Raw genomic sequence first — 14,446 nt, forward strand, 5'->3', positions numbered from 1 at the left:
GCGCTAGAGCTCTGTCACGCGTCCGTTGTCGACCTTCCAGGATCGATCCAGCCGAACGTTCTGCAGCATCCGGCGATCATGTGTCACGAGCAGCAGCGCACCGTCATAGGCCTCGAGCGCCTGCTCGAGCTGCTCGATGGCGGCGAGGTCGAGGTGATTGGTCGGCTCGTCCAGAACCAACACATTGGTGCCGCATGCCTGCAGCAATGCCAGACCCGCACGGGTGCGCTCACCAGGTGAGAGCTCGTCAACCGGGCGCTCGACATGGTCGGCGCGCAGCCCGAACTTGGCGAGCAGGGTGCGTATATCGGCTGTCGACCATGACGGTAACCGCTGCTCGAAACGGTCCACGAGCCGGTCCGGGCCGGTGAAATCGCCACGCGCCTGGTCGATTTCGCCGATCGAGACATTTACTCCCAGGCTCGCACGTCCCTCATCGGGTTGCAGACGCCCCAACAGCACCCGCAGCAGTGTGGACTTTCCGGCCCCGTTAGTCCCCGTAATCCCAATGCGTTCACCGGCATCAACCTGCAAGGAGACCGGCCCAAGAACAAAGTCGCCTTGCCGCACAACAGCATTGGCCAGAGTCGCAACAACCGAACTCGAACGCGGTGCGGCGCCGATGGTGAACTCGAGCACCCATTCCTTGCGGGGCTCGGCCACCTCTTCCAGGCGCGCGATCCGGCTCTCCATCTGGCGAACCTTCTGCGCCTGCTTCTCGCTGGATTCGGAGGCCGCGCGGCGCCGGATCTTGTCGTTGTCGGGAGCCTTGCGCATGGCGTTACGCACACCCTGGCTCGACCATTCCCGCTGAGTGCGAGCGCGCGCCACCAGGTCTGCCTTCTTTTCGGCGAACTCTTCGTATTGTTCGCGCCGGTGGCGCCTGCCAACCTCACGCTCTTCCAGATAGCTTTCGTAACCACCACCGAACACGGTGGTGGTGTTCTGCGCCAGGTCCAGTTCGAGGACGTGGGTGACGCTGCGGGCCAGAAACTCGCGGTCGTGACTCACCAACACCACGCCACCACGAAGATCGCGGACGAAGTCCTCGAGCCGGGCCAGTCCGTCCAGGTCAAGATCGTTTGTCGGCTCATCGAGCAAGACGATGTCGAACCGAGATAGCACCAGGGCCGCCAGTCCAACACGTGCCGCCTGCCCACCCGACAAGGACGTCATCAAGGTCGACTCCGGTCGCACCGCATCCAGACCGAGGCCCAGATCAGCCAGCGCCGCCGGCAGCCGCTCGTCAAGGTCCGCCGCCCCGGAGGCGAGCCAACGATCAAACGCCGCAGAGTAGGCCTCGGCCAGATCGGCCTCCGCTAGCCCCTGCCCCGGGTCGGCCAGCGCCGCGGCCGCAGCCTCCATGGCCTGAGTGGCATCGGTACACCCCGTGCGGCGGGCAATGTAGGCCGCGACGGTTTCCCCAGGGAGGCGCTCATGCTCCTGCGGTAACCAGCCGATGAATGCGTCGGCCGGGGCAACACTGACCACACCCTCGAGTGGTTCCAGATCCCCGGCGAGGATTCGCAGAAGGGTGCTCTTGCCGGCGCCGTTGGCGCCCACGACTCCGATCACGTCTCCCGGCGCAACGGTTACATCGAGCCCCTCGAAGAGGGTGCGGTGAGCGAATCCGCCGGCCACATTTTTCGCGACAAGCGTTGCCGTCATGGCTTCATCGTCGCATCATCACGGCGCAAGAGAACCCGCGCGCCCGTGCCGGACCGATACCATCGCGCCATGCACCGGCCGGTTTCGAGACGCGATGCCCTTCGATACACCTTGGCCGCACCGATCCTCGCGGGTCTTCCGATGGTCCTCGCACCGAGTGCCTCCGCGGACGGGCTAAAGCTGATCGACTTCACCGAGCGGCTGGTGACCCCCGAACAGATCAAATCCGCCGGCTACGCGGGTGCCCTCGTCTATGTATCCGAGTTGCGGCCGGGAGCTACCTTTGACTTCAAACCCGTCACGCGTGACTACACCGCCGGGTTACGCGCCGCCGGACTGCACATCGTCAGCTGCTACCAGTACGGCAAGCCCGGCTGGCCCACTCCGTCCGACTTCACCCGCGGCTACGACGGCGGCGTTGCCGACGCCCAGACCGCCTTGCGACTACACGGGGCCGCGGATGGGCCCGATACCGCGCCGATCTTCTTCAGCGTCGACGAGGACATCGACCAGAACACCTGGAAAACGCTTGCAGTCCAATGGTTCCGGGGCATCAATTCGGTACTCGGAGTTCGCCGTACCGGCATCTATGGTCACGCCCGGACGTGCGGGTGGGCGATCGGCGACGGCGTCATCGGGCATTCCACGACCGGCGGTTACCGCTGGGCCTGGCAGACACGAGCGTGGTCAGGCGGGGCGCGTGAGCCCGCCGCCGTGCTGTACCAGAGCGCAGTGAACACGGCGTCGAACCCCGGCCCACTGATCGGTGACGTCCACGTGGATGTCGACGATGTACTGGCAACCGATTTCGGCCAGTGGGACTTGAGCCGCTAGCGATCTCGCACCGCGGCCGAACCAGATTTGCCGCGGAGGGAAGCCCCCCACATCGAAGGAAGGTTACGCTAACCTTCATTGGCTGGCCCGATCTCGCAGGCGGTCAGCAGCACTGGAGAGGAGACGCCAGGCTGCCCGCGTGTGGCCCTGGAAATCGGTCAGATGATGCGTTGTGAAACTGATTCCCCCACAGTCGGTCCGATCGACGGCGCAGGCAACAGGTCATGACGGCTCCGGTATGGATGGCGGCACCTCCCGAAGTGCATTCGGCCCTACTCAGCAGCGGCCCCGGCCCGGGGTCTCTACTCGCCGCGGCATATGCCTGGCGCTCGTTGAGCACTGAATATTCTGAGGCGGCAACCGAACTCACCACGACGTTGGGCACGGTACAAAGCGGTCCCTGGAACGGCTCCAGCGCAGATCAGTACCAGGCGGCGCATGTGCCATACCTCAGCTGGTTGCAGCAGACCAGTACCGTCAGCGCCGGAGTGGCCGCCCAGACCGAGACGGCGGCCACGGCCTATTCCGAGGCGCTGGCCACCATGCCCACCCTTGCAGAGCTCGCCGCGAATCATGCGGCGCATGGGGCGCTGACCGCCACCAATTTCTTTGGTATCAACACCATTCCGATCGCCCTCAATGAGGCCGACTACATCCGGATGTGGATACAGGCCGCGACCGTGATGAGCACCTACCAGGCTGTCTCGGAAACTTCGGTGACCACAGCACCGCCGACCCTCCCGTCACCGGTGGTGCTGTCGCCAGAAAGTGGTCGCACCGCGCGGGCCGCGGCTCAAGACGCCACCAAGCCACCCCCCATCGTGCCTGATCCGAACGATCCCATCGAGATGTTGCTGGCGAACTCTCAACACTTCCTGGGTATGTATCGCGCGCTGAAGGGACTGATTACCGACCCGGTCGGCACCATCATCCAGATCATCATCGACTTCTCCACCAATCCGGCCGCAGCCCTGGTTACCTGGCAGCCGCTGTTCTTCGTATTCGCCTATGCCGCAACGTTTGGTGTGATGGGAACGCCGATCTACGCCGCAATCTTGGGCCCCGCGGCGGGTATCTCACTGCCGCTCGCCATCACCTTGGGCAGCCTCTCTCAGATGCCCGCGGCGCCACCTGCCGACGTCGCCGCGGAGGTCGTCCATCCTCGTGCCGACCAGCCGAATGCGGTCGCGATGAGCGGTGGCACGGTGACCACGGCGAGCTCGGCCGCACCTCCCCCACCGTCTACCTCCACGGTGACTCCTACCTCTGCCCCGGCTCCCACCACCCCGCCACCCGCTGGCGCAGAAGGACTCGGATACGCCGTTCGGGGGGACGGGCCCGGATTCGGGTTCGGGCCAACCATGGGCCAGAGCACTGGCGCCGCGGCTCATGCCCCAAGCAGTGCCAGTGCGGCCGCGGCCGCACTGGCCTGCAACCCTGGAAAGTCCAAGAGCCGCAGGCGCCGTCGCGGAACCGCCGAGGACCGCGGGTACCGTCACGAATACGCCACCCTGGAGAACGACATCTCTGCCGACACCGCCGCCGACGATCCGCTGACGGTGAGCGCCTCGCGTACCGGCGCCGGGAGGCTCGGCTTCGCCGGTGTGCGCACCACATCGGCACCCGCCGAGGCCGCCGGACTCACCACCCTCGCCGGCGACTCCCCCGAAAGCCGGGTGAGCCCCATGCTCCCGGGAACGTGGAAGACCGCGGAAGACGGCAGCGAAACCCGCTGATCTACGCACCAACTGCCGCACATACGTGCCGTTCGAAATATCGACCCATTGTTCATGTTTCGGAATCACATCGAGCGGGTATATCCCGGTCGTGAGGCCGAAGTGGCCGCTACGAACCTTGAGCAAGGAGAGCCGCATCATGATTATTCTGGGTGTTCTGCTGGCAGTCCTGGGGTACATCTTGGCCGTCCCGATTCTCCAGACGGTGGGGATAATCCTGGTAGTAGCCGGCGCGGTCCTGTGGATCTTAGGGGCGGTGGGTAGGCCCGTCGCGGGTCGCAAGGTGTGGTTCTGAGTGTTGGTACGCCGCATTGCCCGTCCCATGCTCGGGTCCATATTCATCGCCGCGGGCGCCGATGGCCTCCGCCATCCGGAGGCATCGGCCGCCGTTGCCGAACCCCTGGTCAACGACCTTTTGGAGAACGCGCCCAGCTCAGCCATCCGATACCTGCCACGAGACCCGTCGACTTACGTCCAAATACACGGGGCCGCACAGCTTGCCGCTGGATTGGCCTTGGCCAGTGGACGGCTCCCCCGGGTATCGGCCTGGGTACTGGCAGGCACCCTGGTCCCGGTGACCCTGGGCAGCAAGGCGTTCTGGCGCGAGACCGATCCAGCCCTCAAATTGCAGCAGAAGACCGACTTCTGGAAAAACGTCTCCATCTTGGGCGGTCTGATCATCGCCGGCATCGACACTGAGGGACGGCCCGGCTTATCGTGGCGTGCGCGCAGGGCAGCTAGCGACGCTGTCGCCGTGGTTACCTCGGCACTCCCCGGGGCCGAAGACACTTCGCAGTCGCTCCGCGCCAAGACGGTAGAGCTGGGAGAAGCGGCGCGCGAGAAGGTTCCCGTGATCGCCGAACACGCCCGCGAAAGGGGTGCGGAGATCGCCGAGGCCGCGCAACGACGGGGCGGCCAGCTGGCGGATATCGCGTCACGGCGGGGAAATGAACTCGCGGAACGCATCTCAGAGCACAGCGCCGAACTGGCCAGCGCGGCAGATAGAGGCCGGAAACAGATCGAGGCACTTGCCGCCGATCCGCCACCGAGACTCCGCAGGTTCGCCCGCACCTTCGGCCGCCACTAAGAGACGGCGAAGCCCATTCCACGCATGACGGTGTCCACGTGATCGTCGTAGAGCGCATCGCTGTCTGTCACGAGATCCCGAAGACTCCCGAAGATCTCGCCGGCGAGATACCCGGTGATGGATGCCCACGCCGAGATACCGATCCCGATGATCGCGGTGTCAGCCGGTGCGTCCGTAGTCGTTCCCAGCAGCGCAGCAAGTAGTGGCCCCGGAGCCAATGGGCGGAATGTAGTGCGTTGCGGCACCGCCTCACCCGCCGCGACGGCGCTGAGATACGCGCCCATGAAGGAGACGATGACTTGCACTGCAGCAGGACCGGTCTCGGAGGGTTGCGCACGATATCCCGGGATGGGCGTACCGCTGAGCAAGGCGAAATCTCCCGGATTCGCGAGCGCCCAGCGACGGGCGGCGACGAACGCGGCGCGTACCCGCCCCCTCGCACTGCCCTGCTCCGCGGCTTCTTGCCCCTCACTCATCGCTTCGGCAAGGGCGACATTGGCGTCAACGCACAATGCGGTAATCAGCGCTGCCTGCGTATCGAAGTAGCGGAACAGTGCCGCAGGTGCCATACCCATTTCTCGGGAGATCGCCCGTAGAGACAGGGCACCGGTACCGCCGTCGGCGAGCTGCCTTCTGGCGTGGGACTTGATCTCATCCGTTGTCTGCGCACGCTGTCTTGCCCGCCTCGTGGCGGGGACATCCGCGGCATTCGTCGGGGTGGGCACGTGGCCAGTCTATGAATGCCGTGTGCTCAGCTGTTGCCGAGCCTGGGCCGAAGTAGATCCACGCCCGGGCCGGTGAGCTCGGGCAGCGCGCTGGGACGGGCACCGACCGCCATCACGATTGCCTCTCCTGGGCCTCGAATCTCCGGGCCGTCACCGTAGGTCCAGTCCACATCGGTTGCCGTCCAACGCAACCCCTTGAGTCTGCGTTTCGAGTGAATAAAAGGGTCAGGATTCTCCAGTACAGTTCGCAGGGTGTCAGCGGGCACCTTCCGGAGCCGCTTTAGCGGGCGCCGGATGTCCTGGTGATGAATGAGCAGATCAGCGAGAACCAGCTTCGGCTGGATCTTCGCCGAATAGCTTCTGTCGATGGTGGATTCGAAGGCCGCGAGCAGCTCGTCGGTCGACCATCCTTCTGCTCGGTCGATATAGAGCTGGTTCAATTTATCGGCCGATCCGCGCACCCGGACGACCTCGTAGAGGTACCTGGGGAACGAAGTTCCGTCATACAGCACGTGGGCCACCACATCACGCACCCTCCACCCCGCACACAGTGACGGCGCGTCCCATTCCTGCGGAGTGAGCGTGTGCAGCAGTGCGGCGAGGTCGCGCTTCTCCTGTTGAACCATCGCGTACACATCGGCTCGAGACATCTTTAGCTCCCTTGGCTCGGTGTCCCCTCGGCGCATTCAGTGAAATCGCAGCCGGATGAAGTTGCCCAGGCCGTTCCTTCGCCAGCTGGACAGCATCTTTGGCGTCGGCAGCCAAAATGGATCGGGCACATGGAATCCGAGCCGCGTGGCCCGGGTGAGGCCCATCTGCCGCATTTGTCGTGCCATCGTCAGCAGCGGCAGACTGGGTTGGTAGGAGTAGTCGTGTCGCCCTCGCGCGATCGAACCGGAAATCAGGCGCGCCATCTCGGCGGGCGATCGAGTAACTCCGGCGATCCCGGGATGCTCTGCTCTCCACTGGTTCACGGCGTCTTCCGATGCAAAGAAGCTGTTGTAATCGCACCAGCCGACGACCCGATGGGGCATCTCACGAACCGGATATCCGAGGTGTACCCGCAGTGTCTTGGGTGAGTAGTCGACCAGCAGGCCGTCCCGCCCGACGAGGCGCACCGGCTGCTTGGTCTGCCGGCACACAGAGTCCACGATCACCTCCGCACCGGGGAACTGCCCGGATATCGCGCACGCCTCGACAGCACATTCCGCGAACCACTTCTGCTGACCATCAACGGTAATCGCGTAGTGGTTTGTGAAGGTCGCAAACGGGCGCGCGTAGACCAGCTCGCCCAGCGGCGGCTGCGGGGCACTGAGCACTTCGTCCTGGAAAGTCTCGCTGTCCGCATGCTCCTGGTCCTGGCGGGCAACACAGATCGCGCCCTCCAGGGCACGCAGGAGCAGAGCGACCTCCCCGTCCGACAGCGCGAATTCGCTGCGTAGTTGCGCAACCGTCGGCGCGGTTCCGTCGGTCAGCACCTGCGCCATGATGCGCCCTCGGAGCGCGCGCGCCTCATCAGTCAGTATCGCCATCGACGCCTCCATTTAGTGATCACTGCTCACTTTTCGATCACTGTACACACACTGTTGGGCGTCCTCAATGCGCAACAACCCCCGTCCAGGTGGCACGTGCGGGGCCCAGTAATATGACCGTGTGGTCATATCGGTAATGGCCACCACCGATGTGAAGGGGACTCCGTGTCCGTACGCCGCACCGTCCAAAACCTTGCTCAGCGCCGCACCCTGCTGCCTGCGCCGATCGATTCACTACTGGCAGGCCCGGGACGTGACGTCAGCCAACTGACGGTGGTCGTTACGGGTGCGTCGGCCGGAATCGGCCGACAGGCCGTCATCCAACTACGCGCCCGGGGAGCTCGCGTGATCGGTGTGGCCCGGCGGGCCGATGAGCTGAAGGCTCTCGCGGAGGAAACCGGTTGCGAGTGGCGCACCTGCGATCTGAACGACGAGGCGGAGATCGCCCGGCTGCTGGAGGACCTCTGCGATCAGCGCGTGGATGTGTTGGTGAACAACGCCGGTCGCTCCATCCGCCGTCGCATCATCGACGCGACCGACCGGCTGCACGACTACCAGCGGACCATGGCGCTGAACTACTTCGCGCCCGTGCAGCTGACCCTGGGTTTACTGCCCGGAATGATCGAGCGGGGCCGCGGCCAAATCGTCAATGTCTGCACGTGGGCCCTGCACGCCAACACTTTTCCGCGCTTCTCCGCCTATGCGGCGTCCAAGAGCGCACTGGCGATCTTCGGCCGCACCCTGAACGCCGAACAGCCACACCCCGGTGTCCGCGCGACCAATGTGTACTTCCCACTGGTGCGCACCGAAATGATCGCACCCACAGCCGAATACGAGGCCGCCGTAGCGCTATCCGCACCGGAAGCCGGTCGCTGGATCATGCGCGCCGTGACTCACCAGCCGGTGGAGGTCAACGCCGCCGTGCTGCGCGCATTGCTACCGGCGATCGACTTGTTCTCACCGGCAGCAGCTGACACCACCATCGCGTCGATCACATAGGTCCGGTTACCGTACGGATTTGATCGGAAGCACTGCCAGTGCGCCGAGGACCGACAGCACCATGGACGCCAGATACAGGATGCTGAAGTCCCCTTGAGTGTGATGTAGCCCGAATAGCGCTGTTGCCAACATGGGCACAAGCAACTGCGGCAACAGGTACGCCATAGCCACCACGCCAAGGTCTTTCCCCGACGACTCCGTCTCGGGGAGCACCTCCGTCATCAGTGCCAAGTCCACGGCGGCGTAGGCGCCCTGCCCTGCTCCGATCACGGCCGCGCCGAGCAACAGCGAATGAAAGTCTTTGAACAGCAGCAAGATCACCAGGCCGACCGCAGTGATCAGGCATGAGGTCCAGACGATGCCCTTGCGCCGACCGGTGCGATCTGACCACCACGCCGATATCGCTGCGGTGATCGTATTGGTGATCAGGAAGGCACCGATGATGATGCCGTACTTGGCGGCCGCCTCATGCTCCGACAATCCCAAGGTGCCCGCCACGATGTACAGCATGTAGACCGTCACCAACAGCACCGACATCGTGACGAAAAGGCGGCAGATCCATGCCCACGCGAAATCCTGGTGTTTCCTTGGATTTATCCAATAGCTCGCGAGGATCGCTTGCCAACTTCGGGGAACCCGCTGCGTGCGGACGATGTCACGCAGAATAAGTGCGGCGGCGCCATTGAACATCAGCGCCAGTACCGCCGGGAGTCCGAACCACCATCGCGGATCGTTCGGTAGGACGTTGATGAACACGCTGCCGACCACAGGCGCAAGGCTGGTCGAGATGCCAAACACCGCCGCCACACGTGCCCGGATCGCGACCGATATCTGATCTGCCAACAGCGCGTTGAAGACCACCAGAGTTGCGGCGAAACCAATCTGGGTGATGCACCAACCCGCGACCACTCCACCGACCGTCGGTGCCGTGGCCAATGTCGTCAGACCCACCGCACCGACAAGGGTGCCCCCCACCAGGAACGGCCTGCGAATACCGAACCGCGAGATCGAGGTGTCACTGAGATGGCCCAAGGGAGGCGTCACCAGGATGATCGCAATGCCACCGAGAGCCATCGTCAACGACAGCACCTGCGTCTTGTGCGCCGGGTCAAGCTCGGCCAGCCGTAGCGGGATGCTCACCGCACCGGCGGCGAGCAGCGCGACCGCGGAGGCGAAGTAGGCCAGCAGAAAGACCGGCAGGAAGGCGCGCGGCTGCACAACCCGGACATCCGCCTCAAGGCGTGTAGCAGGCGTTTCCGTAGACATACGGTCCTCTCGATGTTCTTCGAACAACCACTGTAGGTGCTCACGCGCTAGGGCCGCTGGGCACGAGATCGGGGCACAATCGTTGCGGCACCCTGAAACCGACAACTGAGGCGGATACTCATGGCACGCATCGACACCCACCATCACTGCATCCCGGCCCTGTATCGCAAGGTCCTACAAACCGCCGGAATCGATGAGGCCGGCGGGCGGGCGCTACCGGACTGGAGCCCCGAGGCATCCCTGAAAACCATGGATGCCCTGGACATCGCCACCGCAATCCTGTCGGTGTCGACACCGGGCACTACCTTCTTGTCCTCCGCCTCTGATGCCGCGGCGCTGGCCCGCGACCTGAACGACTACACCGCGTCCGTCGTCGACGAACATCCGAAGCGGTTCGGCTTCTTCGCCACCGTCCCGATGCCCCATATCGATGCGTCTATCGCCGAAACCGTTCGTGCACTGGATGTCTTACGCGCAGATGGCGTGGTCCTGCTGGCCAACAACGACGGCGTCTACCTCGGCCAGGACGGGCAGGACGATCTGTTCGCCGCTCTGGACGCCCGCGCAGCGGTGGTCTTCATCCATCCCGCCGATCTGCCCGGGCCGGCCATAACCGGGGTGTTGCCGTTTGCCGCCGACTTCCTTCTCGATACAACCCGTGCCGCATACCTTTTGGTCCGCAACGGAATCCGCCGCAAGTACCCGAACATCAAGTTCATCCTCAGCCACGCGGGTGGCTTCGTGCCGTACGCCAGCCACCGCATGGCCGTCGCCATTACCAGCGACACGGGGGCCAACCCCGCGGACAATCTGGACGACTTCGCAAGCTTCTACTTCGATACCGCACTGTCCTCCAGCCCCGCCGCACTGCCCTCGTTGCTGGCATTCGCCAAACCCGGTCACGTCTTGTTCGGATCGGACTGGCCGTTCGCGCCGCTGGCAGCCTCACAGCTGTTCGCCGCCGGTCTGGAGAACTACCCTCTGGACAATTCGGCTCGCGCCGCGATTGACCATGCCAATGCCCTGAGGCTCTTTCCCCGTCTCGGCACGGCACCTACTCCCCCGACGCGGTCGCTCGCGGACAACGCACGGAACCTGGCGCGTCGCACCGTGATGCGTGGCGTCGCACATTTGATGGCTTCGCGGTGAACTTCGCCGTGTAGCACCAACGAGGTCATCCGGACGTTGTCTGCGACATCGCCGGTCTGCTGCGCATCTGCATGCTGTCACCTTGCTTGAAGGGATAGGCCACGGGTCGCGTCAAGGAAGGGTGTCTGCGGGCGTTATGCCGGTAGCCCCATGCTTCTGGTCCGGCTATCGGGAGGAAGTCATCGATGACCTGGTGCCGATGGGCCATGGTGAGTGCCCGGTGCACGACCGCATTGTTGGCGGCCCATAAACGCTGATGACGTTGCACCCCAATAAGTTCCAACCATTCGTCCGGCAAGGTCGAAACCGCCGCGTGGGCGGCCATCCGCAGGAACGGGTTGATGGGTAGCAGCGGAAAGGCTGGTGCGGCTGGGGGTTTCAGGAAGAACGAAACGAGCTTGTGCATTTCAGCGGTGGGCCTGATGATCTTCTTGGCGTCGACGGCGAGGTAGTCGGCGACATCTTCCGGGGTGGCGGGCACGTAGCGCGGCGGGATGCCCAGCAGGTCGGCGGTGATGAGGCTTTCCCGGTAGAACCGGCGGATCTCCTCGTCGGTCAGCTGTTGCCCGGGCGGGCAGAAGCGCTGGTAGCACTCGAGCAGCCCATGCCAACCGGTCACATAGACGAACAGCAGCGTCTCAGGGACATTCGCGACATAGGGCTGTTGGGTATCGGGCACCACACCATTGACCGCACTGTGCCGCTTGAACAGCCACTGGCCAATCTTCTCCGCCGCCTCGGTGTCGCCGAAGACCGCTTGGGTGAAGAACATGTTGGAGCGCCGGACTCGGCCAAGAGGATCCGCAGCATAGGTGGAGTGTTGATCGACTCCGGCGGCGCCGGCCGGATCGAACACGGCGACGATGGAGCCCCGGATGCCCGCGAGCGAGATGACGGGATGTCCCCACACTTTCCAACTCACCGATTCCGGGCCGAAGTAGCCCGCGTTGCGACGCGGCCCGTTGGCGATCTGCAAGGCACGGCGGCCCGATTTACCTAATGCGTCGACGAGAAGATCCATCCCTGGGCCTCTTTCCTGTATTCCCTGACGGGCAGTGCGATTTCAGCGCGATTGGCGAGGTTGGGGTACCGGCAGGCCCGGTGTTGTCATCCCGTTGAAAAAGACACCGAGCACCGTGAGGACCTCGCCGAACACGTCGTGAGGGTCCTCCGCTTGGCAGATCAGCGTGTTGCCCGAACACAGCACCCGTAAAAGCAATTGCGCGGTCGTGACCACGGGCATGGCTGAGATCAGCTCGCCCCGCTGGACCATGTGCGTCAACAGCGCGACGAGCGCCGGCAACACGTACTGGTCATCGATCTGCTGGTAACGGTCCGGGCCCAGCGCCTGGGGTGCCTGACGCAGCAGCTCGCGATGTATGGGATCGCTCAGTGAGAGGCCTACGAACTCCGTCGCAGCCCGGCCCGCGATGGGCAATCCGGCTCCCACTGGCCGATCCCGCATCCGGGTATTCGCTGCTTCGATTCCCGCTGCCGCGACGACCAGCCGTTCGCTGAACACCGCCTCAAACACGGCCTTCTTGTCCGGGAAATGCCGATAGAAGCCGCCCTTGCTCACCCCGGCATGTGCGGTCAACGTCGCGACACTGGTCGCGTCGTATCCGACTGTCGCGAAGCACTCTTTGGCGCTGTCCAGCAGCGCACGCCGCGTTCCCTCGGCGCTGACCTGTCGGCGCGACACCTTCGGTGCCAACTCGACTACCATGAGTCCCTCCTTTCAGCGACCGGCGGTCGCTGAACGACCGATGGTCACCATACCCACTGCGGGCCAGGAAGCCAAGCGGCGTAGCCCACAGACCCCAAGGACGCTCGTGAGCTGCAGCTGGTCCAACCAGGCAATCTGCTTCCACACCGCATCGCCCACGGGATGCACCAACCCGTATCCGAGCCTCTACCGTTGGTCCGGTGAAGCTGCCGGGTGCTCGGGTCTGTGCCGTCGCCGCAGTACTCCTTGCCCTCGCGGGCGTGCCTTCTTGCGGGCACGCGACAAACCCGACCGCCCCCGCGCCGAGCGTGGAGCCCCAAGGTCCTTTCGCGCCCGTCATCCGCCTCATGAACGATGCGGTTGCGGAGCCTCGGCTACCGGGCGCGGTGGTGCAGATCGGGCACGCCGGCACGGTCGTGTTCCGGCAGGCCTTCGGGTGGCGCAAACTCCCCGACGAACCGGGACTGGACGGGTCGCCCGCACCGGCCGAACCGATGACCGACGACACGATTTTCGACCTGGCGTCGCTGACCAAACCGCTCGCGACGAGTGTGGCCCTTCTTCAGCTGTACGAAAAGAGCCTGGTTCGGATCGACGAACCCGTACAGACATACCTGCCGGATTTCAACCCCGACAACGACCCGCGACGCGCACAGGTCACACTTCGCATGCTGTTGACGCATACCTCGGGCATCGGAGGCGACCTGAGCCATCAGGGGCCTTGGGGAGTGACGGAGGCGGACAAGGCGGACGGTGTACATCGGGCACTCACCGCCCCGTTGGCATTGGACCCCGGTAAGACATTCCACTACTCCGATATCAACTTCATCATCCTCGGCGTGCTCATCGAGAAGCTCACCGGCGAGTCTCTGGATGTCTACGTGCAGGACAACGTTTTTGCGCCGCTGGGCATGTCCGACACGCGTTACCTACCCCCGGCCAAGGCATGTGGACCGCACCAAACCATCGGTACAGCAGTTTCTTTCGACAAATTGATGACCGCGAACGTTCCCTGTCCGGTGGGCACCTGGAACACCGATCTGTTGACACGCATCGCACCGACGGCACGCGACGAGGACGCCCCGGCTATCAATCCCAACTACGACAATCTGCTTCGCGGGACCGTCCACGACCCCACCGCGCGCCGGATGGGCGGCGCGGTCGGCAGTGCGGGTGTGTTCTCGACGGCCGATGACGTCGGCCGGTACTCCCAGGCACTTCTCGATCGGCTCGCCGGACGACCGAGCCTGTTCCCGCTGAAGCAATCCACCCTGGAACTGATGACGACACCGCAGCAGCCAGGCCACACCACCGCACAACTCCAAGCGGCCAACAACGCCAGCCGCCAGGCCATCCAGAAGAGTCCGAACACCACCGATCCCCTACTTGCACCGCACTATCCGGCCATAGCGGCACAGAGCCTGCGCGGTTTCGGCTGGGATATCGATACGGAACTGTCCAAGCCGCGTGGAATGCTCTTTCCCATCGGCAGCGTCGGCCACTCAGGCTTCACCGGGGTGACGGTGTGGATCGACGCAGCGTCGGACACGTATGTAGTGGTCCTGGCGAACGTTATCCATCAGCGCGGCGGTCCACCCATTGTGGGGCTGAGCGGCGATATCGCCACCACGGCAGCCCGGGTTCTGCATCTCTACAGCAATTAACCGGCCCGGTGGACGAGAACCACTGCGCCCCTGCCGATCACGAGATTCTTCACCCTGATG

General features: G+C 64.3%; 14 protein-coding genes. 7 read left to right on the forward strand and 7 right to left on the reverse strand.

Annotated features, from left to right (window positions below):
- Nucleotides 1-3 precede the first annotated feature (3 nt).
- Complete coding sequence (locus AOT87_RS26530; protein WP_057967004.1) at nt 4-1,668, reverse strand: ABC-F family ATP-binding cassette domain-containing protein; 1,665 nt, start codon at nt 1,666-1,668, stop codon at nt 4-6.
- 69 nt (nt 1,669-1,737) lie between these two features.
- On the opposite strand from AOT87_RS26530, the gene AOT87_RS26535 reads away from it, so the two are divergent.
- From AOT87_RS26535 to AOT87_RS26550, 4 genes are all read left to right on the forward strand, one after another.
- Nucleotides 1,738-2,502: a DUF1906 domain-containing protein gene (locus AOT87_RS26535; protein WP_057967010.1), complete on the forward strand. Its 765-nt coding sequence runs from the start codon at nt 1,738-1,740 to the stop codon at nt 2,500-2,502.
- A gap of 224 nt (nt 2,503-2,726) precedes the next feature.
- Nucleotides 2,727-4,238, forward strand: coding sequence for a PPE domain-containing protein (locus AOT87_RS26540; protein ID WP_057967003.1), 1,512 nt, complete (start codon nt 2,727-2,729; stop codon nt 4,236-4,238).
- A gap of 139 nt (nt 4,239-4,377) precedes the next feature.
- The gene (locus tag AOT87_RS26545) at nt 4,378-4,533 is read left to right on the forward strand and encodes a hypothetical protein (protein ID WP_109398835.1); all 156 of its coding nucleotides are present in this window, start codon (nt 4,378-4,380) and stop codon (nt 4,531-4,533) included.
- On the forward strand, nt 4,534-5,325 hold the full coding sequence (locus AOT87_RS26550) for a DoxX family membrane protein (protein WP_057967001.1): 792 nt from the start codon (nt 4,534-4,536) through the stop codon (nt 5,323-5,325). It begins immediately after the preceding gene.
- On the opposite strand, the gene AOT87_RS26555 is transcribed toward AOT87_RS26550, so the two are convergent.
- Genes AOT87_RS26555 through merB form a run of 3 tightly spaced genes read right to left on the reverse strand, consistent with a single transcriptional unit; the run spans nt 5,322 to nt 7,582 of the window.
- Entirely contained in the window at nt 5,322-6,050 is a 729-nt protein-coding gene (locus AOT87_RS26555) for a TetR/AcrR family transcriptional regulator (RefSeq protein ID WP_057967000.1), read from the reverse strand. The genes AOT87_RS26550 and AOT87_RS26555 overlap by 4 nt on opposite strands.
- A gap of 26 nt (nt 6,051-6,076) precedes the next feature.
- Complete coding sequence (locus tag AOT87_RS26560; RefSeq protein WP_057966999.1) at nt 6,077-6,700, reverse strand: maleylpyruvate isomerase family mycothiol-dependent enzyme; 624 nt, start codon at nt 6,698-6,700, stop codon at nt 6,077-6,079.
- A gap of 36 nt (nt 6,701-6,736) precedes the next feature.
- Nucleotides 6,737-7,582: an alkylmercury lyase family protein gene (gene merB / locus AOT87_RS26565; protein WP_057967009.1), complete on the reverse strand. Its 846-nt coding sequence runs from the start codon at nt 7,580-7,582 to the stop codon at nt 6,737-6,739.
- A gap of 165 nt (nt 7,583-7,747) precedes the next feature.
- Here merB and AOT87_RS26570 point away from each other — a divergent pair, with 165 nt between their 5' ends.
- The gene (locus tag AOT87_RS26570) at nt 7,748-8,581 is read left to right on the forward strand and encodes an SDR family NAD(P)-dependent oxidoreductase (RefSeq protein WP_057966998.1); all 834 of its coding nucleotides are present in this window, start codon (nt 7,748-7,750) and stop codon (nt 8,579-8,581) included.
- Nucleotides 8,582-8,587: 6 nt separating this feature from the next.
- On the opposite strand, the gene AOT87_RS26575 is transcribed toward AOT87_RS26570, so the two are convergent.
- Nucleotides 8,588-9,847, reverse strand: a complete 1,260-nt coding sequence (locus tag AOT87_RS26575; protein ID WP_057966997.1) for an MFS transporter — start codon at nt 9,845-9,847, stop codon at nt 8,588-8,590.
- Nucleotides 9,848-9,967: 120 nt separating this feature from the next.
- Between AOT87_RS26575 and AOT87_RS26580 the strand changes: the two genes are divergently transcribed.
- Nucleotides 9,968-10,996 (forward strand): amidohydrolase family protein, encoded by a 1,029-nt coding sequence (locus tag AOT87_RS26580; RefSeq protein WP_057966996.1) that lies wholly within the window; start codon nt 9,968-9,970, stop codon nt 10,994-10,996.
- A 25-nt stretch (nt 10,997-11,021) separates the two neighbouring features.
- Here AOT87_RS26580 and AOT87_RS26585 read toward each other — a convergent pair whose 3' ends face one another.
- Both AOT87_RS26585 and AOT87_RS26590 read right to left on the reverse strand, forming a co-directional pair.
- Entirely contained in the window at nt 11,022-12,017 is a 996-nt protein-coding gene (locus AOT87_RS26585) for an oxygenase MpaB family protein (RefSeq protein ID WP_057966995.1), read from the reverse strand.
- Nucleotides 12,018-12,059: 42 nt separating this feature from the next.
- A complete protein-coding gene (locus AOT87_RS26590) occupies nt 12,060-12,722 on the reverse strand; it encodes a TetR/AcrR family transcriptional regulator (protein WP_057966994.1) in 663 nt (220 codons plus the stop codon).
- 200 nt (nt 12,723-12,922) lie between these two features.
- On the opposite strand from AOT87_RS26590, the gene AOT87_RS26595 reads away from it, so the two are divergent.
- Nucleotides 12,923-14,386: a serine hydrolase domain-containing protein gene (locus AOT87_RS26595; protein WP_078284734.1), complete on the forward strand. Its 1,464-nt coding sequence runs from the start codon at nt 12,923-12,925 to the stop codon at nt 14,384-14,386.
- The last annotated feature ends 60 nt before the right edge of the window (nt 14,387-14,446 follow it).

Origin of the sequence: Mycobacteroides sp. H003 (genome assembly GCF_001440135.1) — a bacterium.
GTDB classification, from domain to species: domain Bacteria; phylum Actinomycetota; class Actinomycetes; order Mycobacteriales; family Mycobacteriaceae; genus Mycobacterium; species Mycobacterium gwanakae.